Origin of the sequence: Belliella kenyensis (assembly GCF_022549675.1) — a bacterium.
GTDB classification, from domain to species: Bacteria; Bacteroidota; Bacteroidia; order Cytophagales; family Cyclobacteriaceae; genus Belliella; species Belliella kenyensis.
On record NZ_JAKZGR010000002.1, the window covers coordinates 96574 to 117985 of the forward strand.

Annotated in this window: 15 protein-coding genes; 9 read left to right on the forward strand and 6 right to left on the reverse strand. The window is 39.3% G+C overall.

What is annotated here, in order from left to right; all coding sequences use genetic code 11:
* Window positions 1-39 precede the first annotated feature (39 nt).
* Window positions 40-1233 (reverse strand): ATP-binding protein, encoded by a 1194-nt coding sequence (locus MM214_RS02080; protein WP_241291429.1) that lies wholly within the window; start codon window positions 1231-1233, stop codon window positions 40-42.
* Window positions 1234-1536: 303 nt separating this feature from the next.
* Here MM214_RS02080 and MM214_RS02085 point away from each other — a divergent pair, with 303 nt between their 5' ends.
* From MM214_RS02085 to MM214_RS02105, 5 genes are all read left to right on the forward strand, one after another.
* A complete protein-coding gene (locus MM214_RS02085) occupies window positions 1537-1917 on the forward strand; it encodes an HYC_CC_PP family protein (protein ID WP_241291433.1) in 381 nt (126 codons plus the stop codon).
* Window positions 1918-2349: 432 nt separating this feature from the next.
* The gene (locus MM214_RS02090) at window positions 2350-6216 is read left to right on the forward strand and encodes an efflux RND transporter permease subunit (protein WP_241291436.1); all 3867 of its coding nucleotides are present in this window, start codon (window positions 2350-2352) and stop codon (window positions 6214-6216) included.
* Between the two features lie 313 nt (window positions 6217-6529).
* Complete coding sequence (locus tag MM214_RS02095; protein ID WP_241291439.1) at window positions 6530-6922, forward strand: four helix bundle protein; 393 nt, start codon at window positions 6530-6532, stop codon at window positions 6920-6922.
* Entirely contained in the window at window positions 6919-8547 is a 1629-nt protein-coding gene (locus MM214_RS02100; RefSeq protein ID WP_241291442.1) for a TolC family protein, read from the forward strand. The genes MM214_RS02095 and MM214_RS02100 overlap by 4 nt, the downstream gene beginning before the upstream one ends.
* A gap of 190 nt (window positions 8548-8737) precedes the next feature.
* Window positions 8738-10456 carry an efflux RND transporter periplasmic adaptor subunit gene (locus MM214_RS02105; RefSeq protein WP_241291444.1) on the forward strand — a complete coding sequence of 573 codons (1719 nt, stop codon included), beginning with the start codon at window positions 8738-8740 and terminating at the stop codon, window positions 10454-10456.
* Window positions 10457-10526: 70 nt separating this feature from the next.
* Here MM214_RS02105 and MM214_RS02110 read toward each other — a convergent pair whose 3' ends face one another.
* Both MM214_RS02110 and MM214_RS02115 read right to left on the reverse strand, forming a co-directional pair.
* Window positions 10527-11210, reverse strand: a complete 684-nt coding sequence (locus MM214_RS02110; protein WP_241291447.1) for a PAS domain-containing protein — start codon at window positions 11208-11210, stop codon at window positions 10527-10529.
* A gap of 516 nt (window positions 11211-11726) precedes the next feature.
* Entirely contained in the window at window positions 11727-12380 is a 654-nt protein-coding gene (locus MM214_RS02115; protein WP_241291450.1) for a DUF4494 domain-containing protein, read from the reverse strand.
* Window positions 12381-12529: 149 nt separating this feature from the next.
* Here MM214_RS02115 and MM214_RS02120 point away from each other — a divergent pair, with 149 nt between their 5' ends.
* A complete protein-coding gene (locus MM214_RS02120; RefSeq protein WP_241291453.1) occupies window positions 12530-14821 on the forward strand; it encodes a patatin-like phospholipase family protein in 2292 nt (763 codons plus the stop codon).
* 1 nt (window position 14822) lies between these two features.
* Here the strand turns inward: MM214_RS02120 and MM214_RS02125 are convergent, their stop codons facing one another.
* Together MM214_RS02125 and MM214_RS02130 are read right to left on the reverse strand one after the other, a co-directional pair.
* The gene (locus MM214_RS02125; RefSeq protein ID WP_241291456.1) at window positions 14823-16841 is read right to left on the reverse strand and encodes a monovalent cation:proton antiporter family protein; all 2019 of its coding nucleotides are present in this window, start codon (window positions 16839-16841) and stop codon (window positions 14823-14825) included.
* Between the two features lie 143 nt (window positions 16842-16984).
* Window positions 16985-17464, reverse strand: coding sequence for an Mpo1 family 2-hydroxy fatty acid dioxygenase (locus MM214_RS02130; protein ID WP_241291459.1), 480 nt, complete (start codon window positions 17462-17464; stop codon window positions 16985-16987).
* Between the two features lie 90 nt (window positions 17465-17554).
* On the opposite strand from MM214_RS02130, the gene MM214_RS02135 reads away from it, so the two are divergent.
* Genes MM214_RS02135 through MM214_RS02145 form a run of 3 tightly spaced genes read left to right on the forward strand, consistent with a single transcriptional unit; the run spans window position 17555 to window position 20809 of the window.
* On the forward strand, window positions 17555-18676 hold the full coding sequence (locus MM214_RS02135) for an NAD(P)/FAD-dependent oxidoreductase (RefSeq protein WP_241291461.1): 1122 nt from the start codon (window positions 17555-17557) through the stop codon (window positions 18674-18676).
* Window positions 18677-18728: 52 nt separating this feature from the next.
* Window positions 18729-20210, forward strand: a complete 1482-nt coding sequence (nhaC, locus tag MM214_RS02140; RefSeq protein WP_241291464.1) for a Na+/H+ antiporter NhaC — start codon at window positions 18729-18731, stop codon at window positions 20208-20210.
* On the forward strand, window positions 20207-20809 hold the full coding sequence (locus MM214_RS02145) for a 3'-5' exonuclease (RefSeq protein WP_241291467.1): 603 nt from the start codon (window positions 20207-20209) through the stop codon (window positions 20807-20809). Before nhaC ends, MM214_RS02145 begins: the two co-directional genes overlap by 4 nt.
* Here the strand turns inward: MM214_RS02145 and MM214_RS02150 are convergent.
* On the reverse strand, window positions 20799-21395 hold the full coding sequence (locus MM214_RS02150; RefSeq protein WP_241291469.1) for a YigZ family protein: 597 nt from the start codon (window positions 21393-21395) through the stop codon (window positions 20799-20801). The genes MM214_RS02145 and MM214_RS02150 overlap by 11 nt on opposite strands.
* Between the last annotated feature and the right edge of the window lie 17 nt (window positions 21396-21412).

Consider the following 21412-nt stretch of genomic DNA (forward strand, 5'->3'; position numbering starts at 1 on the left):
CAATGAACGTGAAGATTTGTTTCTAGTTCTAAAGGTTTTTTAATACAAAAAACCGAACAACCAAAGTGGTATTCTTTTTTGATTGCCATACTCGATATCGTCAGCAGCGATAAAACTATTTTTGACACCTTTGATCTGTTCAGAAGTTTTATTTTTCCCACCTATTTCAAAAGTATATTTACGGTCTACTCGAAAATCACCGTCCTTGATATACTCAAGAGAATGTTTATAGGAAACCTGATTGATGAAAAATGTTTCCCTTAGGTTACCCAAATCTGTATTTTTTGGAGTAAATGCAAACTGAAAGTTGGTGTTTTCTAAGTAGATTTTTTCTGGTTTTTGCATCTGGGTAATGCCCTTTATATCCTTATACAGGTTTTTAGTGATATGTGCTTCTTGAAGAAAAAACAAGTAGCTAATCAAAGTATTTCTGTTGATTCCAATTTGTTGACTTAATTTGCTGATGTTGGGCATGAAAGGCACTGATTCAGAAATTATTTGAAGAAGTTGCTTGATTTTGGGAATATAGGAGATATCTACTTTTCTCAATAATGGCAGTTCTATTTCCAAGGTCATGTTTACAACTTCTTCTAAACGCTGATGATAGAGTATAGGAACTTCTCTGTAAAATGGGAAGTAACCAGCATTGAGATATTTAGGAAAAAGCTCAAAAGGCTTGATTTTGGAAAGTATGTTCCTGCAAATTTCAGTATGGCTCTCTACGATTTCTTGCAAATTTACAGTAGAAAACTCGTGGCCAGTTTGAATGGCGACATACTCTCGAAAAGACAATCCTTGCAAATGGTAAATCACAGCTCTTCTACTGAGATCTGCTCGTGCATTCAGTATTTCAAGCATAGAAGAGCCTGTGAAAACGATTTTCAGTTCTGGGTAATCATCATAGATGTTTTTTAGAACCACTGACCAATCTTGGTATTTGTGAACTTCATCAAGAAAAAGGTATTTGCCTCCTTTTTTCACGAATTCATCCACTAGGTCTATCAGACTATTGTGTGCAAACCAAATATTATCCAGACTGACATATAAGGTTTGATTATTTATCGGAAGGTTTTGTTTGATGTATTGTAGTAATAAAGTAGTTTTTCCAACTCCTCTTTGTCCTTTTATTCCTATCAATCTAGCTTCCCAGTGAATTTTATGGATCATACTTCGGACAAATGCCAAAGATGTAGTTTCCATTTTCTTTAAAAACCTTTCCTCAAAAGACTCCATATTTTGCTTGTTATAATTAGCAAATATATAAATTATTGCTTATTGTAACAAGCAATAATGTCTAAAAATTGCTTGTTGTGATAAGCGTTTTTGGTCGATTGTTTCAAAAAGAATGAAAGTCTGAGTCAAGCATAATTAAAAAGTATAACTATAATGCTTTTATATATTGGCTAGATGTAAATGGTTTTTAATTAATTTTATAGGCTATTCTTTTTGTATAATCAACAAAGTTGTAAACTTTTACAAAAATTTTATACCTTTAACTCTTATAACCTTATTACATTTGAAGCGTAATTTTATACTGTGAAGTCATTCATCAAAATAGCACTCCTTGTTTTCTATGTGTTTTTCAACGCAGGGTTGAGCTATTCCATGCATTTTTGTGGAGATGATTTTCAGAGGATTAATGTATTTACAGAATACAAAACTTGCTGTGAATCGAATACGCCTATGCCAGGCTGTTGTGATGATGTCTCTAACCTAGATCTTCCCAATACAGATCAGCAGGTTTCTGATATCTTGAATTTCCAACCTCAGACTTTTGAGTTGCTGAATGCTGAGGTTAGATTTGAATTACCCTTAGATTTAACTGCTACAGAAGAGAAAACAGCCTTTGCTGATTCCTCTCCACCGATATTTCAAGATACACCGATTTATATTTTTTGTCAGGTATTCCTGATTTGATTTTTTTGTTTCACGCAAAGGCGCAAAGACTGCAAAGAATTATTTATTGCATCTATTTTAGGTTGAAGACCTGTCAGGTTTTCAGAACCTGACAGGTCTAGCCACAGCTCTCCCCGCTATTTCACCTCTTTATCAAAGTGAAGTTTTGCTTTGGGTTTTAGTATCTACCAATATCCAATTCCGAAAAAGCGGAACAAGTCATCCACAATGTAATTTCTTTAGAAGACCTACCAGGTTTTAGAAACCTGGCAGGTCTAATCCGCTTCTTTATTACTTAAAATCGGTTTGAAGACACAATTTTAGAAATCTAATATCCACCAATAACTTGTCCGACGTGGCGGATCTAGTCCGCCGCAGGCGGTCAAGTATCCATCAATATCTGCCTCCATCACTCAGAAGAGTTGCAGATGGATTAAACTAAATTCAGAATTTATGTTAAATAGTATCATAAAATTCTTCCTCGAAAATAAACTGGTCACCGTCATCCTACTTGTCCTTGTAGTGGCATGGGGAATCGTGACGGCACCGTTCAACTGGAATACCGGTTTTCTTCCCAATGACCCTGTGCCGGTCGATGCCATTCCGGATATCGGGGAAAATCAGCAAATCGTATTTACCGATTGGATGGGACGCTCTCCGCAGGATGTGGAGGATCAGATTACTTATCCTTTGACCACTTCTCTTTTGGGAATGCCCGGAGTAAAATCTATCCGTAGTACTTCCATGTTCGGTTTTTCTTCCATCTACATCATTTTCGAAGATGACGTGGAATTCTACTGGAGTAGATCCAGGATTTTGGAAAAACTCAATTCCCTTCCGTCAGGATTGCTACCAGAGGGGGTACAACCCAAGCTCGGGCCTGATGCGACAGGTCTTGGGCAGGTATATTTTTATACACTCGAAGGAAGAGATAAAAATGGCAACCCAGTCGGTGGCTGGGACCTGCACGAACTCCGTAGTATTCAAGATTACTATGTGCGCTATGGACTCGCAGGTACGGAAGGAGTTGCTGAGGTAGCGATCATAGGGGGCCATGTCAAAGAATATCAGGTGGACCTGGATCCTGTGGCCATGAAGGCGCATAATGTGTCCATGATGCAGGTAATGAATGCCATCAAGCAATCCAACCTCGATATCGGGGCCAATACCATGGAGATCAATCAGGTGGAGTTTATTGTCAGAGGCTTGGGCTATGTAAAATCCTTGGAGGATATCGAAGGGGCAGTTGTAAAAACTACCAACAATGTTCCTTTGAGAATCAAAGAAATTGCAAAAGTGAACATTGGACCTGCAAGTAGGGCTGAAAGGGCTATTTTGGATAAAGGAGGTGCTGAAGCAGTAGGTGGCGTGGTAGTGGCCCGCTATGGAGATAATCCTCTTCAGGTAATTGATGCGCTAAAAGCTAAAATCGATGAAATCACCCCAGGACTTCCGAGCAAAACGCTGGAAGATGGTACGGTCTCCAAGGTGACTATAGTACCTTTCTATGACCGTTCTGGTTTGATCAAGGAAACCCTGAATACGCTTAATGAAGCCATCAGCTTGCAGATTTTGATTACCATCATGGTGATCATGGTGATGGTGTATAACCTTCGGGCTTCGATTTTGATCTCTGCATTGTTGCCATTGGCAGTCTTGATGTGCTTTATCATGATGAAGTATGTGGGCGTGGATGCTAATATCGTGGCGCTATCAGGAATTGCTATTGCCATCGGAACCATGGTGGATTTGGGGATTATTCTGAATGAAAATATACTTAGGCATCTCGAAGAATCAGATGATAAAAAGTCCAAACTCCAGATCATTTATGATGCCACCACAGAGGTGAGTTCGGCGATCTTGACGGCTGTGATGACTACGATTGTCAGCTTTTTGCCCGTATTTACTCTGCAAGCAGCGGAAGGGAAGTTGTTCGGGCCATTGGCTTATACCAAGACCTTTGCTTTGATCGCAGCATTGATCTTTACATTGGTTTTTATGCCGGCTTTTGCCCATTGGGTGTTCGGAGCGAAAGTGAAGTCCAAGAATTATAAGACGGTGCTGAATATAATTATGGCAGCTTTGGGCTTTGTGCTACTGTTCTACTTCTCTTGGGCAGGATGGGTCTTATTGGCTTTTGCGATCAATCATTTAATCCACCACTTTTTCCCAAAACAAACCAGCGAAGGAAAATATAAAAATCAGATTGCCATGCTGATAGCTGTGGTGGCAGTATCCGTTTTATTGGCGATTGAATGGAGGCCTCTAGGTCTGACACAATCAGTATTTGTTAACTTTCTTTTTATTGGTCTGGTAGTGGGTTTGGTTTTGGGTCTTTTCTCTTTATTCATCAAATATTATGCTCACATGCTGAAATGGTGTTTGGAGCATGCTAGAGTTTTTCTTCTACTTCCTGCATTGGTTATCCTATTTGCTGCCAATATCTGGCTCGGATTCAATAGTGTTTTTGGCTTTGTCGCCAAAGGTTTCGATCAGGTGGGGTGGAATATCCGAACGACTTCTGTTTGGTCAGGTCTTACCCATGCACTACCGGGAATGGGCAAGGAATTTATGCCTGCCTTGAATGAAGGTTCTTTCCTTTTGATGCCTACCTCTATGCCGCACTCCGGTGTGGAGGCTAATATGCAGATTGTGAAGCAGCTTGACATGTTGGTGCAAGCCATTCCTGAAGTAGAAATGGTGGTTGGAAAGGCAGGCCGTGCAGAAAGCCCGCTTGACCCTGCTCCCATGTCCATGTATGAAAATATCATCAATTATAAGACTGAATACCTTCAGGATGATGATGCCCGCAAGCTCCGATTTGAAGTAGATCGTGAGGGAAATTATCAGCTTGAGGTTAATGGGAAAACCTGGTGGTATGACCGTCAGGATGGAGCTATATGGGATGATGAAAAGAATTACATGGAGGAGTCCCAGCGCAGGTCGGTGGCCAGAAATGTCGCCAAATACTTGGTGCCAAATGAAAGACGTGGTCAATACTTCCGTCAGTGGAGGGATGAAATCCGCACGCCTGATGATATCTGGGATGAAATCCAGATGCGAACCTCCAATCTTCCGGGGGTAACTTCCGCACCTAAACTCCAGCCGATCGAAACCCGCTTGGTGATGTTACAGACGGGAATGCGCGCGCCTATGGGGATGAAAGTGTATGGCCCCGATTTGGAAACCATAGAGGATTTCAGCTTGAAGTTGGAGTCGGTGCTGAAAGAAGTGCCTTCCGTAAAGTCTGAGGCAGTTTTTGCAGACCGATCTTTGGGTAAACCGTATTTGGAGATTGATTTGGATAGAACCCAGCTGGGTAGGTTTGGGCTGAACGTTGCCGATGTGCAGGAATTTATCGAAGTGGCGATAGGCGGAATGACTTTGAGCACTACGGTAGAAGGCAGGGAGCGCTATGCCATACGTGCCCGATATGCCAGAGAGTACAGGGATGATCCCGAGGCTTTGAAGCGGATTTTGGTCAGCACGCCTACAGGTGCACAGATTCCTTTGGGTCAGTTGGCAGAGATCAATTACCGACCTGGCCCCATGATGATCCGTGGGGAAAATACCTTCTTGGTGGGCTATGTGCTTTTTGATAAGCGAGATGGTTTTGCAGAAGGTTCAGTGGTAGATGATGCGCGCAACTTTATCCAACAAAAAATTGACAGTGGTGAGTTGAAAGTACCAACTGGGGTATCCTACACTTTCTCCGGAAGTTACGAAAATCAAATCCGTGCCGAAAAGCGACTGGAGATCGTGATACCGCTGTCTTTGGCGGTGGTTTTCCTGATACTTTACCTTCAGTTCCGCTCCACAGCCATGGTCTTGATGATCTTCTCAGCCATTGCCATGGCATTTTCAGGAGGCTTTATGATGCTTTGGCTGTATGGTCAAGACTGGTTTTTTGACATCAACTTCTTAGGGACCAACATGCGAGAACTCTTTCAAATGCGCACCTTCAATCTTTCGGTGGCTGTTTGGGTGGGCTTTATCGCCCTCTTCGGTATCGCCACTGATGATGGAGTGGTGATGGGGACCTATTTAAAACAAAGCTTCGAAAAATCCCAGCCAGAAGACATCAAAGCAGTTCGCAAAGCAGTGCTGGAAGCCGGGCTGAAAAGAGTTAGACCTTGTCTGATGACAACAGCAACCACTTTATTGGCTTTGCTTCCTGTACTGACAAGTTCCGGACGAGGTTCCGACATCATGATCCCTATGGCCATTCCGGCTTTTGGGGGGATGACGGTGGCACTTATCTCACTATTTATTGTGCCGGTGCTTTATGGGAAACTTAGGGAGTATCAGATAAGGAGATAGATATTAAATTGATATTGGATATTAGTAGATATTGGTTTTGGGATCAGATGTTTATTTGGTTTTGGAGAAGGGGTTGAGGAAATTGAATTGGTATTCATAGATATTGGATATTAGTGCATATTGATTTTGAAATCAGATGTTTAACTGGATTGGAGAAAGTGATGAAGTGTTTTTTATGGATATTCATTGATATTAGATATTTATAGATATTATTCTGGTCTTCAGGTGTTTAATTTGAATATTTAGCTGGTTGGTAAATGAGGGGGGGATAGGTATCATTAGTAGTCTTTGGTTTAAGTAATATTTTAAAGTTATGGAAGAGAAAAGAGGATATATAAAATTAGAGGAATTGGAGGTGTATAAATTGTCAAGAGAGCTGTCACGGATGGGATGGACTATTTATAAAAAAATGGATTGGCAGACACGGAAAATAATTGGTGATCAATTTATTGAATCGACGGATTCTATTGGGGCAAATATTGCCGAGTCCTATGGTCGGTTTCATTATCTGGATAGAATCAGGTTTCTCTACAATAGCAGAGGTTCTATGATTGAATCCGTTAATCACTGGTTAAGCTTAATGCTTGAAAGAGAAATTATTTCAAAGGAGGAGTTTGGTGAATTCAAGCAAGTATCTGACAAACTTTCACTCAAACTCAACAACTACATTCAATCTATTTACAATTCAAAAAAGGAATTGAAATGAAAAACGAATTGAAAAAGCTTAATACAAAGGGGGTATTCAATATTAATACAAAGGGTTCTCAAGAGAAAAAATATCTATTAATATCGAATTCCGAAAAATCGGAACAAGTTGTCCACCAATATCTATTCTTAATAAAATTCCCACCTATTTCTACCACATTTCAATATCAATCAATATCCAATATCCACAAATATCTAGTTCTGATAATATTTCTACTTATTTCCACCATATTTCCATCCTACACCCAGTCTCTAGACCAATACCTAGAAGAAGCAGCCGAAAATAACCCCGCACTTCAAGCATCCTTTAAAGGGTATCAGGCTTCATTAGAAAAAACAAACCAAGTAAGCCTTGAATCACCGCAATTGAACATTGGTGTTTTTACCAGACCTATGGAACTGTTGATGGGGAATCAGCGGGCGGAGGCATCGGTCATGCAGATGTTTCCTTGGTTTGGGATGCTCAGGACGCAGAAGGATGAAGCTACATTGATGGCTGAAGCCAAATACGAGGAATTCAGACAGCAGCGGAATGTACTTCTGTATCAGGTCAAGGAAACTTACTTCCAATTGCAGCAATTGCAAAACACCATTGACATTACCGCATCCAATTTGGAGATTTTGAAATCATTGGAGCAATTGGCCATCATCCGCTATCAGGGAGGAAGTACTTCTGAGGCTGTTTCATCTGTTTCATCAGCGGTAAGGAGACCAACAAGTGGCAGCCAGCAGGGAAGTGGAAATGATGGAATGGGCATGGGTGGAGGAGGTTCTTCCGCTACTTCTTCTTCTAGGCAATCCTCAGGTGCTGCTTCCATGAACAGTATGGGCTCAGGTGGAGGCTCTGGAAAGCTCACCGATGTGCTTCGACTGCAAGTTCAGATCAAGGCTTTAGAGTCTGATTTGGAACAGTTGGAGGTGGACAAGCGCCCTTTGATAGTAAGGTTCAATCAACTGTTAGGTAGGGATAAAAACGAATTTGTAGCCATAGAAAGCCAGTTGGAAAGTCAAAAGGCCATGGGTTGGGAAGTGGAAATGCTCGAGCAGATCCTGGAAACCAATCCCATGCTGTTGATGCTGGAAAAAGAAGGGTTGGCCTATCAGAAGCAAGGTGAAATGGCGAAATTTGAAGGAAAGCCTATGTTTGGGTTGGGATTGAATTATATGGTCTTTTCCCCTAGGCCTGAATCAGGTGTGCCAGGAGGCATGGGCGGAATGGATTATATGCCAGCAGGTATGGGCAATAATATGATCATGCCGATGGCTACGGTATCATTACCCATTTACCGCAAAAAGTACAAAGCCATGGAAGCAGAATCCAAGCTTTACTGGGAAGCCAACGAGCGTCAGAAGGAAGATTTGCAAAGGAACTTGGAGGCCGAGTTTGAAACCATCTTGGTGGCCATCAAAGATGCAGACCGTAAAATCCGACTCTTTGAAGATCAAATTGAATTGACCGAGCAAACGCTGGAGCTCTCCGTGACTTCATACGCAACGGAGGGCAGTTCCTTCGAAGAGATCTTGAGCATCCAAAGAGAATTACTGGATTTTAGGTTGAATTTGCTGAATACGAAGATTGAGAGGGAAATTCAGTTGGCGAGATTAGAAACCTTAGTTGGGGTGTGAAATAGATATTTAATGATATTTATGGATACTAATTGATATTAAGATATTGGCTTTCGGTGCCGTGTTATTGATTGGATCCATGTTCTAGTAGCGAATTCAATATCTATGAATATCTGATCCGCCATGGCGGATCTAATATCTATCAATATCTTTTGATAAAATGAATTAGAGGTAGATTTTAAAAAACATCATGAACAAAAATAAACATATAGTAATCATCATCCTCGGCTGCCTTTTCTTTGGGGCGGTAGCAGGATATCTGATTCGTGGGGGAGGGGAAGAGCATCCTGATCACGAACATACGCATATTGACGAAAACGGGGTAAAATACACTTGCTCTATGCACCCTCAAATCCGTCAAAATGAACCTGGGCAATGTCCGCTTTGCGGGATGGCACTTACTCCAGTCAGCAATAAAAAGGGCGGAGAATCAAGCCCCTTTGTGTTGGAAATGACTCCCGAGGCAGTTGCATTATCCAATGTTCAGACCACTAGGGTGAAATCTGGATCAGGTTCAGGAAAACTAACTCTGACCGGGAAAATTCAAGCCAACGAACAACGGGTCAAAAGCCTTACCGCCAATTATGCAGGAAGGGTAGATCAATTGTTTGTCAACTTTACCGGGCAGGAGGTCAGAAGGGGTGAAAAATTAGCGACCCTTTATTCCCCCGAACTGGTCAATGCCCAAAAGGAACTGTTGGAAACGGCCAAAATCAAAGAGCGTCAACCGGCACTCTACCAAGCTGCTAGAGAAAAACTGAGACTTTGGAAGATTTCGGAGGAGCAGATTGCACAGATAGAAAGTTCTGGTGAGGTACAGTCACAGTTTGATATCTATGCGGATGTGGCAGGTGTAGTAACGGCTAGAAATGTGTCTGTTGGTGACTTTGTCAGCAGGGGTTCTGTGCTTTTTGAGATTGTGGACTTGAGTACGGTATGGGTGATTTTGGATGCTTACGAACCTGATCTAGATGCTATCAAAAAAGGTGATGATTTGAGTTTCTCGGTTTCCGCTTATCCAGGAAGGACTTTCAATGCCAAGGTGACTTACATAGATCCGGTCTTGAACCCAGATAGCAGAACTGTAGGAGTCCGTGCCGAAGCAACCAATCGGAATTTTGAGTTGAAACCGGAGATGTTTGTTTCTGCCAATATCTCTACTAGCCAAGCAGGCCAGTCAGGTTTGATGATTCCTAAGACAGCGATACTTTGGACAGGTCCTAGATCGGTGGTCTATGTGCAGGTAGGGAATAAGGAAGCTCCGGCATTCGAGATGCGTGAGGTAGAGTTGGGGCCAAGGGTAGGGGAAGACTACTTGATTTTGTCAGGAGTAGAAGAAGGTGATCTGGTGGTCAGTAATGGGGTTTTTGCCATTGATGCAGCGGCACAGTTGAGTGGTAATTACAGCATGATGACCAGGCCAGAAGTGAAGACTTTGGATACGCCTGAGGAATTTAGAAAACAGCTTACGGCATTTGTGCAAAGCTATCTTCCTATCAAAGATGCCTTGGTCAAATCCGATGTGGATGTTACGCAGAAAGCAGTCAGTCCAGCCAAAGTAAGCTTGTCCAAAGTTGATATGAAGCTGCTAGAAGGAAAGGCACATGATATTTGGATGGATTTGTTAGCACCTCTGAAGAGTAGCTTGGACAGAATCAGCCAAAGCAAAGATATTGATGAACAGAGGAGGCATTTCGAAACTTTATCAGATAACTTAATTGAGGCAGTAGAGTATTTTGGGGTGAGGGAATTGAATCTTTATCGACAATATTGTCCTATGGCATTCAGAGATAAAGGCGCATATTGGTTGAGTTCTGTCAAAGAGATACAAAACCCATATTTTGGAGATGTGATGTTGACCTGCGGTGAGGTGAAAAGTAAATACGAGTTTGATGATATTATCCATTAAAAAAACAAAAAGAAAATGGCGAATGAATCGCCATTTTCTTTTTACGTTTGATCTGGCTAATCCCCCGAATTTAATCTGTTGGTCTTCGAAACTTTGTGTTCATGGAACTTGAAGAGTGGATACTCTCTTGCAAAGCCGTATCAAGCTTCTGAGCTTCATCTTTTAGAATCGCAATCAGTTCTGGGATTTCCTCAGGGTTATTTTGAGGCTGTATGACCTCTAATATTCCTATGATATTAGCAAGTTTTGACCTCATGAGATGTGATTGATTAAAAGTGAGTTTTTTCAAAAATTCACTTTGCTGTTCAAGTATCCCAATAGACTTTTTTTCTTTTCTTTTAGAGGATTTTTTTTTCTCGGATTTCAAAACAGGTATAGAGACAGTCTTTTTGACTGCATCATTTAAAATATCATGACCAAAACCAATCATTCTAAATTGAGAAGCAGGAGATTGAATCAATTGAAATTCCCAGCGAGTCCATTTAAACTCATTTTCTTCTATTGTCTTGACTCTCATCTCCATAGTGAATGATGCTTCATTTTCTCTCATGGCATTTTCCGTTCGACTTTGGAAGAGGGTATAATCCTCTGGATGAAGCATATTTTCAATACTTTCTTCTGATATTGACTCTGATAGGAAGGATATTTGATTTCTAAGTTTACTGTTGGCGTCTATTATGACTCCTTGTTCGTCTATTTTTAAATGATAGAAATAGTTGGATTCTATGATTGGTCTTTTTTCAGTAGCTTTCATTTCGGTGATGTGTAGCAGTTGCAAAGGTAACGAATAATAGGCTAAATTTATTTAAAAAGCAAAAAATATTATTTGAGATGCAAAAATGTAGGTATAACATTTATTTTTTTAAATTAATATTCTTTGCGAAATGCTTAATTCTTGTTTGAGCTGTGTTTGCTGATATTTTTTGCCTTTTTTTAGTACTATTTGAATTTATATTTGTAAAAATTACTTTTTTTCAAATGTTCATTTTTGAGAATATCTAGAATAAAAAAATATGGATATACGGAACTTTGCCATTAGCATTACAAATTTCCGATTTATCTAACTTCCGATATAAATTGATATTGGATACTTAGGGATATTGACCATTAACAAACTGTTGAGCCAATGAATTGAAGTTGCTGGCAAAAAAGCGTATAACCAGAAAAAAAAATGTTCAAACCTTAAAATTTGAAAGCCTCTACAGAAATATTTCACGCATAATGCAATTGAAATTTCTATAGAGGCTTATGTTAGGCCTAATACTCAGAGTTACCGATTTGGGTCTTCTGTGTCGTCTTCGTCTAGGGATTCCTCTTCATACTGAGTGAATTCTGGCTTTTCTTCGATTTCCCCGTTATCATCAAAGGCTTCCTCTTCTTGTGGGACTTCTATTGGCCGATTGGATGCACGTACTTCATCTCTTCTATCCAGTTCAGCTTTCACTTCACTCAAAGGCTTAAGGTTCGAAGGTGGTGGAGGCAATAGTTCTTCGTCGTCGCGCTCATACGGAAATACTTCTACAATTGGGCTTTCTGTAATATCAGGAACTCTGAAAGTAACGAGCATATTATTCAAGCTTTCAAAAATCCTTTCATATGCTTCTTTTACATCATGGGCAGTGACAAGCATGAACTGCGTGACCTTTTTTTCTTTTCCGCTGTCAGCATCTGTAATTATGTAAGTGATCTTACATTTATGCCAGATGTCAATATCCTCGTAAGGAAATACATCCACAATATTGCTTTTGCTGATATTTGTGACTTGGAAGTCACCTCTAATGACTGACCCCAATAAGTCATATATTCTTGCTTCTGCCTCAGTAAAGGATACCGCATCCACTAAATATTGTTCGGATACGTTTTTTAAAAGACCTTCTTCATTCTCTTTGGCATACTTTACTTTACACAGGAACCAAACTCTCATATTAAATTAATTTTTGTGCTTGCGAAGGTAAGACTAATTGTGAAAAGCCACAATCCAACAGGAACGAAAAGGCAGATAATTTAACTTTTGATAACTTGTCCTGAGCATATTGTCCTTCGTGAGATTTTTCTCGTATATTCCATTCAAGTATGTTAGAAAAAATTCAATATAGCTTTCCCATCCAACTCCTTCTGCTACATCTGAAAAAGAATCTAGCCTTGTTATTCCTATGGGTGATTTTAATTTTGATTATCACTCAAAACTTTGGGACTGTCTTGGGGATTCCATACCTTTTTTTAGATCCTGAGTATTTGAATGTTGTGGATTGGAAAGGTTTTTTTTTGATGGGGATTTCGCTGGCGGTTTTTACCATGTCATTTCACATGACTACGTATATTTTGGATGGAGCGAAGTTTAAATTTCTAGCAGTTGTTTCTAGGCCATTCATCCAATTCTGTGTCAATAATGCACTTATTCCTCTAGTTTTTTACTTGATTTATGTTTACTCTTTTATGAGTTTTCAATTTGATAATGATCCTGAAAACTTATGGAGTGTTTTCAAACTGCTTATCGGTTTCCTGGCGGGTACCTTTTTGAGCTATATGCTGATATTTATTTATTTTGGGTTTACCAATAAGGATGCTTTCTTACTTTTTGCTGATTCTGTAGAGAAGAGGTTGAAGAAGAATCCAATCACTAGAGCAAATATGCTCAAACGAATAAAAGAGAGTAAAGAGTCGAAGTATAAAGTTCTTGATTATTTGGATTTTAGAATGAGGGTTCGCTTTGTGAATAGTGATTTGTCAAAGTTTAAGCAATACCAGTTGCTTCGCGTTTTTGATCAAAATCATTTAAATTTATTTATCATCCAGACCATACTGATAAGTCTGATTTTATTACTTGGTTTTTTTCAAGAATATCCGGTGCTACAAATCCCAGCAGCTACTAGTGCAACTCTTTTGTTTTCTATCATTACCATGCTTGTAGGTGCTTTGGCTTTTTGGTTGAGAGACTATTCTACACCTGTTTTGATTGGAGTTCTTATTTTATTCAATGGATTTTCAAACATCTCCCTATTCAATCGACCTCATACAGCGGTAGGGTTGGATTACGAAGTGTCACCTGCCAGGTATAATTTGGATAGATTAGAGGCAAACCTTCATCCAGACACTATTGCCAAAGATAAAGCAGGTACTTTGGAAATTTTGAATAACTGGAAAGGGAAGTTTCCTAATGATGCCAAGCCTAGAATGATCCTCATCACTACAAGTGGTGGTGGACAAAGGGCTGCACTGTGGACGATGAATGTCTTACAACAAATACAAGCGCATTCAGATGGACAAGTTTTCAAACACACACAGTTGATTACAGGTGCCTCTGGCGGTTTGGTTGGAGCTGCATTTTTTAGAGAAATTTATCTGCGGCACCAGAAGGAGGAAATTCCTAATCCTCTTGATAAGATATATCTCGACCAAATATCAGCGGATAACCTCAACCCGATCATTTTTACTTTGATGGTAAATGATCTTTTTATTAGAAGTCAGTATCATGAATATAAAGGTAGAAGATACTTAAAGGATCGAGGTTTTTCTTTTGAAAGGCAGTTTAATAGTAATACTAAAGGATTTTTGGATAAATCATTGAAGGATTATGCTGAACCCGAGCTGAAAAGTCAAATACCTATGCTTCCGGTGACGCCATTGATTATCAATGATGGAAGAAAGCTTTTCATTTCACCCCATAGCATGTCATATATGGGAGTCTCAGTATCTAGGGTAGATGCGGTAAATGAAAAGAGTCAAAGTATAGATTTTAGACGATTTTTTGCAGAGCAAGAGGCTGATAATTTACATTTCATAAGTGCTTTGAGGATGGGAGCCACTTTTCCATTTATCACCCCAAATATTCAACTTCCTTCCGATCCGCAGATGGATGTGATGGATTCGGGGCTTTCTGATAATTTCGGAATGCAAGATGCGCTCAGGTTTTTACATGTATTTCAAGATTGGATCAAAGAAAATACCTCTGGAGTCACTTTGATCACCATTAGGGACTCTGAGAAATTTTCTGAAATCGAACCCAAGCTTCAACCTAGAATTTTCGAAAAATTAATCACTCCGCTCAAGAATATTTATATCAATTGGGATAATGTGCAAACACTCGATAATGAGGTTTTGTACTACAAGCACAAAGAATGGCTTCCTTTTGAGCTTGATAGAATTGAGTTCGAATATTCTACTAGCCAATTTGTGAGAGATAGGGGACTTTTGAATCAAGATGGTGATGCGGCTCAGCAAGCGCATGAGATACAGCGTGCATCGCTCAATTGGCGGTTGACTAGTAGAGAAAAGAAATCTATCTTGGAAGCAATAGATAGCCCGTTGAACAGAGGAGCATTACAAAAAGTAGCTAGGATTCGCTTCCTAGCTACAGATGAGTGAGTTAAACAATTTCCACTTCCTCTTCAAAGATTTCTAAAGCTGTCGGTGTACCTACCACGTAGACTACATCACCAAGCTTCAGTTTTTCATTCCCTGTGATTTCTGAGATTGTTTTATTGCCCTTTTTTATCGCCACGATATTAACTCCAAAATTCTCTCTGATTTTGGCATCTCTTATGCTTTTGTTCAATATTTGACTATTGTCTTTCTCAATTTTTAGACTCACAAAATTGATTTGTGGGAGGTCTATTTTAAATTTTGCTCCTCCCTCGGCAGTAATTGACCTGAACATTTCATAATTGCCAGACCTCACTTCCAAAGTGAACTCTTCGATGTCATTTTTTGGAACTAAGTATTTGTTCAATACCCGTGTGAAAATTTCTATCGATGTTTCAAACTCTTCTGGAATAACCTCATTGGCACCCAGATTGATATTAGCTTCCATCTCTCCAAGATAGCGTGTTCTTACGATAATGTAGGGGTTTTGGGTAATGTGGCGAATTGAAGAGATGATTCTTTTGGTAGCATCGGGATTTGAAATTGCGATCACGGCGACCCTAGCTTTGTGGATAAAAATATGCTCTAGAATAGCTTCGTTTGCAGCATCTCCATAGATGATTGGTTCTCCTTTGCTTGCTTCTATTTTTACTGTTTCAGGATTAGTTTCTATGATCGTATAAGGGATTTTTGCTGATTTTGCAGCTTTTGAAAGATTCCTTCCATTGAGTCCATAGCCTATGATGACGAGGTGATCTTTTAAGCTATCTTCATCTAAGTTGATATTTTCTATATCATCTGACTTGTTTAGCTTGTTAGCAAATCTATTTGGAAGAGGAAGGTTCAATACGCCACAGGCCAAGTTTTCTCTTTTCTTGAGAACAAATGGCGTCACTGTCATAGTCAAGATCGAGATCGCTAAAAAATACTGGTAAGTTTCAGGATCTAATAACTCATATTTCACTCCCTCTTTAGCCAATAAAAGAGAGAATTCTCCCACTTGGAATATGGAAAAAGCAACCATTAAAGCTTCTTTATATCCTTGTCCAATGGCTTTGACAGAGAAGACTACCATTAGGAACTTTACTCCAAAAGTAAGCAAGGTCAATGCAAAAATGATCGCTATGTGTTCCCATAGGAAAGTAATGTCAAACAACATCCCTACGGATACAAAGAAAAAGCTTAAGAAGATCTCTCTAAATGGGAGGATTTTTCCTGTGGCATGGTGACTATAATCGGATTCACTGATGATCAAGCCAGCCAAAAATGCTCCCAAACCTAACGAAAGACCCAAAAGGGAAGTCAAATAGGCAACAGCAAAACAGGTTAAAATAATGCAAAGCAAAAATAATTCTTCATTTCTAGTTTTGGTGATGCGAAAAAGTACTTTTGGCATGATGTATTTGGCACTGACAATCGTAATGACTATCACTATGGCTCCTTTTATGGCCATGTAGAGTAGTGAAAGTGCGATGTTGTCGGATTCACCTGCAAGCATGGGAGTGAATAGCATCAAAGGAACTATAATAATGTCCTGAAATATCAGAATAGCCAATGTAGTTCTTCCTGGAATGGTGTTTACTTGCCCTGATTCTTGCAGCATCTTCAGCACTATAGCAGTACTACTCAAGGCAAAAAGAAATCCGAAAAATACAGCCACATTCCAATCAAATCCAAAACTGTAAGTTAAAAGGGTAGTTGCTACTATGGTTAGTATTACTTGAAGAGAACCTCCTACAAAAACGGCTTTTTTAATTGAGAGCAAACTTTTCAATGAAAACTCCATGCCTATCACAAACAACAATAGTATGACGCCAACTTCTGATAAGACCTCAACCGCGGTGGAAGCGTTTACCAAAGATAAGCCATATGGGCCAGCAAGAGCTCCTGTAAATAGAAATCCAATGATAGTTGGAATTTTGAGTCTCATAAAAAGTAGGATTACCAAAGTAGCTAATCCAAAGATGACAACAATGTCAGAAAGTAAAGGAATTTCGGCACTAGCAATAATAAAGTTGTTCATGAAAAAAGAATGAAAATTGATTGTTATAATACTTAGTTAACTCTCAAAAATACAATATTTATGCTTATTTTCCGAATCTAGAGATGTACTGAGAATTTGAATATGTAGGTGTATCACCATTTTTTTGTCTTATTTCACAGCCATTAATAAGCAAATCCCATCTTTTTATAGATGAAATGCATCAACCATGCTGGACCTATCAAAAGGAATTGAATGTCTTTCAAGAAGGATGGTTTCTCACCTTCGATCTTATGACCGTAAAATTGAAGTACCCACGCAATAATGAAAATTCCAATAGATATACTCCATAATGGAATAGGTGAAATCAAGTAGATCAAATTAGCTACAGCCAAACATAATGCAGAAAAAAAGAACATTCCTAGTGCCAAAGGTGGTGAAATGGTAAGGTAATAAACTAGAACCACAGCTAGGACAATTGTCGCCCAATTTGCAAAGTTTTGTAGAAAAGGAAGATACTCTTCAATGAGACCTGAAGGTATGCTGAAAATCAGACCAACAATACTAAAAAAAATGGCTGGGACACAAATCCAGTGTATAGTTTTGTTAGTTTCATTTTGGTGACTTAGTCCATATTCATGCAATAAAATGTCTATTTTTCTCATGATCGTGCGTAGTAGAATACCTTATCTTTTGGAAAATCATTCTTAATTTAATAAATAGTAGTGATAATTATCTAACTGTTCAAAATAAATATGTTAAGCTACTGGGAAAAGGAGTATTTGATAAATTATGATTTGATCATTATCGGTAGTGGGATAGTAGGCATGTCCACAGCGATTTGGTACAAAGAAAAATATCCCAATTCGGCTGTTTTAATATTAGAAAGAGGATTGCTTCCGAGCGGTGCTAGTACAAGAAATGCAGGATTTGCATGTTTTGGTAGCTTGACAGAGTTGATTGATGATTTGAAAGTGATGAGTGAAAGTGAAGTTCGGGCTCTGGTCAAGAGAAGATATGATGGTCTTTGCGCCATGAGGTCATACTTTGGAGACAACCGTATCGGTTATAATCATACAGGTGGATATGAACTTATTTGTGAAGGAGAAGAGGCTATTCTAGATCATATTCCCACAATCAATGCACTTCTCAGGCCTATATTCATGGAGGATGTTTTTGAACAAGTGGACGAGATTGAAGACATGGGGTTTGGAAAGCAGGTAGTAAGGCTGGTGAAAAATAAATTCGAGGGTGAACTAGAGACGGGAAAATACATTGATTCTTTACTAAATACTTGCCAACTTAAAGATATAAGAATCATAACAGGGGCGGATGTAATTGAAGTTGAACCAAAGGTTTTGGTTAAAGATCCGCTTGGAGGATCGCCGATAGCCTTTTTATCAAAAAAAGTAGCTGTGTGTACCAATGCCTTTACAAAAAGATTTTTTCCAGAGTTAGATATTGATCCGGGCAGAGGGATGATTATGGTGAGCAACACGCTGGCAGATCAAATACCTTGGTCAGGATCATTTCACTACGATAAGGGTTTTGTCTATTTTAGAAAAGTTGGGCAAAACAGGTTGCTTGTTGGTGGAGGAAGAAACGTTGACATTGAAGGTGAGCAGACGACATTATTTGGTATCAACCCTAAAATCAAAACATATTTACAGGCATTGATTCATGAAGTAATTTTGCCAAAGCAAGAGATTACTATTGAGTTTGAATGGTCTGGGATCATGGCTTTTGGGAACACGAAAGAGCCTATCGTAAAAAAAATATCTGATAGATTGAGTGTGGCTGTGCGACTTGGCGGAATGGGTGTAGCTATAGGGTGGGAGTTAGGCAGGTCTTTATCTGGTTCTTTTAGTGAAGGATAATTTGCAAAATTTTATTAATTTCAAACTTTATATGAATTCCAAAAAATATTGAATGGTAAAGACGCGTAAAGAACCCAGCCTAATAGAGGCTATGGTACCGATTTTATTTTTGATCATACTGCTAGTAATCAACATTAGTATTTTCGGCACGGATGGACTTGAAGGGTCCAATCAGATTGTTTTGATAATTTCATCTGCTATAGCCGCATTGATAGCTGTATTCAGATTGAGAATCAAATGGGAAATTCTTCAAGATGGGATTGTTAAGAGTATCAGTTCAGCCATGTCAAGTATTTTGATTTTGTTGCTTATTGGGGCTTTGGCAGGTACATGGATGCTTAGTGGGATTGTACCAGCCATGATCTATTATGGACTTCAAGTGCTGAATCCTACCATATTTTTGATTGCAGCATGTATAGTCAGTGCCGTAGTGTCTATAGCCACTGGGAGCAGTTGGACTACAGTAGCTACGGTAGGAGTTGCGCTTTTGGGGATAGGAAAAGCATTGGGTTTTAGTGAAGGAATCATTGCAGGAGCAATTATATCTGGAGCGTATTTTGGTGACAAGATGTCTCCACTTTCGGATACTACTAACCTGGCTCCTGCAATGGCAGGCACAGATTTGTTTACGCATATTAGACACATGACAAAGACCACAATACCATCGATTCTGATCACATTGGTGATTTTTGGGGTTATAGGCTTTACCTCTGGGGCTCAAGGATCAGTAGAGCAAGTAAAGGGGATCTCGAGTGTTATTTTAGAAAAATTCAATATAAACGGTTGGCTTTTTATAGTTCCAGCAGTTGTGTTAGTCTTAATTGTGAAGAAAGTACCAGCTGTTCCTGCATTGCTGGCTGGTGCCTTACTGGGAGGATTGTTTGCAGTTATTTTTCAGCCACAGATCATCTATTTGATAGCAGCAGAAGAATCAACTAGCTATGCTTACAGTAGTTTCAAAGCGGTGATGATGGCGTTGTATGGAGAGATTAGCGTCGTGACTTCCAATGATGTAGTGAATGAACTCCTCATCACGGGAGGAATGGCGGGCATGCTTAATACTATTTGGTTGATTATTTGTGCGATGATTTTTGGTGGAATTATGGAAGAGAGTAAGATGCTGGCTGTATTGGCAGAGGCTGTGATCAAGAAAGTTCATTCCATAGGTTCTTTGGTAGCTTCTACTGCTGCTACTTGTATGTTTTTTAACGTGACTACCTCTGATCAATATTTAGCTATTTTGGTTCCAGGAAGAATGTATGCCGATATTTACAGAAAGCGAGGTTTGAAACCAGAGAATCTAAGTCGAACCTTAGAAGATAGTGCAACGGTGACTTCAGTGTTGGTGCCTTGGAATACCTGTGGTGCGACTCAAGCTTCAGTATTAGGAGTAGCTACCTTAACTTATGCACCGTATTGTTTCTTCAATATAATCAGTCCCTTCATGACTATCATGTACGGATACTTCAAGCTCGGGATCAATTTCTACAATGAAGAAGAAATGGAAGAAATAAAAAAAGAATTTGCAGGATGATTCAGAAAAGTATAACCAAAGAAGAGGTTAATGGCTTACCCCTTGGTCAATTTGAAGGTGATATTGTATTAGTAGATTCATTGGAGTTGGTAGAGGAAGCAGTTGAGGATCTGTATTGCCAAGAATTTATTGGATTTGATACCGAGACTAAACCCGCTTTTAAGAAAGGTGTTCATCATCATGTGGCTTTGTTACAATTGGCTACCCCTGATGTGGCCTATTTATTTAGGTTGAATGAAATCCAACTGCCAAGATCAGTTCAAGATATCATGGAAGATGCGAATATTTTGAAAGTGGGTGCCGCAGTTTTAGACGATTTAAGAGCATTAAAAAAACTATCTCCGAGCTTTAAGCCTGCTGGATTTTTTGACCTAAATGATGAATTGAAAAAAGTTGGCTTTGAAAATATTGGTGTTAGAAATTTAGCTGCTATGGTACTCCAATTTAGAGTTTCGAAATCAGAGCAAGTTTCCAATTGGGAGGCCCTAGACCTTTCAGAAAAGCAGAGACTTTATGCCGCCACAGATGCTTGGGTTTGTCTAGAAATCTATAAAAAACTTCAATTTGGGGGCTACTTGGATGACTTATTCAATCGATAAGTATGACTAGGTCCAAATCTTCTATTTTACTCTCAAATTGATCGATTAGTTTCTTTCTTACTCCTAATGTTAGGAGGCAAGTATTGTCAAAATGTTGGTCCAAAATGTCTAATTCCAATTCCTTGACAAGTTTCATTACATCATTCATAGCAATGTAATCAAACTGGAGCTTATATTTTGATTTGACGATTTCTTCTATGATTTCGTTGTTTGAAATTGCCTCAGCTGCTGCTGTTTTGTATGCAGAAACAAGCCCTCCCACACCAAGCTTGGTACCTCCAAAGTACCTAATGACCACTATCAAAGTATTTGTGAGTTGGTTAGATCTTATTTGTCCTAGAATTGGATCACCGGCGGAATGATTTGGTTCACCGTCATCATTGGCCCTGAATTTCTCCTGCTCTGACCCTATAATGTAAGCGTAGCAATGATGTCTCGCATCATAGTATTGTTTTTTTAGTGTTTCCAAATGCTCTTTGATCTCATCTTCATCTGAAACTGGAAATGCAAAAGATAGGAACTTACTTCCTTTTTCTTTGTAAAGTCCTTCAGAAGTATGTGATAAGGTAAGATACGTGTCTTTCATTTTGATTTCCAGATTTC

Excerpts from the sequence above, each read along its gene's own strand:
- MM214_RS02135 (WP_241291461.1), top strand. The coding sequence starts at position 17,555 with ATGTTAAGCTACTGGGAAAAGGAGTATTTGATAAATTATGATTTGATC.
- MM214_RS02120 (WP_241291453.1), top strand. The coding sequence starts at position 12,530 with ATGTTAGAAAAAATTCAATATAGCTTTCCCATCCAACTCCTTCTGCTA.
- MM214_RS02125 (WP_241291456.1), bottom strand. The coding sequence starts at position 16,841 with ATGAACAACTTTATTATTGCTAGTGCCGAAATTCCTTTACTTTCTGAC.
- MM214_RS02105 (WP_241291444.1), top strand. The coding sequence starts at position 8,738 with ATGAACAAAAATAAACATATAGTAATCATCATCCTCGGCTGCCTTTTC.
- MM214_RS02100 (WP_241291442.1), top strand. The coding sequence starts at position 6,919 with ATGAAAAACGAATTGAAAAAGCTTAATACAAAGGGGGTATTCAATATT.
- MM214_RS02130 (WP_241291459.1), bottom strand. The coding sequence starts at position 17,464 with ATGAGAAAAATAGACATTTTATTGCATGAATATGGACTAAGTCACCAA.
- MM214_RS02095 (WP_241291439.1), top strand. The coding sequence starts at position 6,530 with ATGGAAGAGAAAAGAGGATATATAAAATTAGAGGAATTGGAGGTGTAT.
- MM214_RS02080 (WP_241291429.1), bottom strand. The coding sequence starts at position 1,233 with ATGGAGTCTTTTGAGGAAAGGTTTTTAAAGAAAATGGAAACTACATCT.
- nhaC (WP_241291464.1), top strand. The coding sequence starts at position 18,729 with ATGGTAAAGACGCGTAAAGAACCCAGCCTAATAGAGGCTATGGTACCG.
- MM214_RS02150 (WP_241291469.1), bottom strand. The coding sequence starts at position 21,395 with ATGAAAGACACGTATCTTACCTTATCACATACTTCTGAAGGACTTTAC.
- MM214_RS02110 (WP_241291447.1), bottom strand. The coding sequence starts at position 11,210 with ATGAAAGCTACTGAAAAAAGACCAATCATAGAATCCAACTATTTCTAT.
- MM214_RS02115 (WP_241291450.1), bottom strand. The coding sequence starts at position 12,380 with ATGAGAGTTTGGTTCCTGTGTAAAGTAAAGTATGCCAAAGAGAATGAA.
- MM214_RS02145 (WP_241291467.1), top strand. The coding sequence starts at position 20,207 with ATGATTCAGAAAAGTATAACCAAAGAAGAGGTTAATGGCTTACCCCTT.
- MM214_RS02090 (WP_241291436.1), top strand. The coding sequence starts at position 2,350 with ATGTTAAATAGTATCATAAAATTCTTCCTCGAAAATAAACTGGTCACC.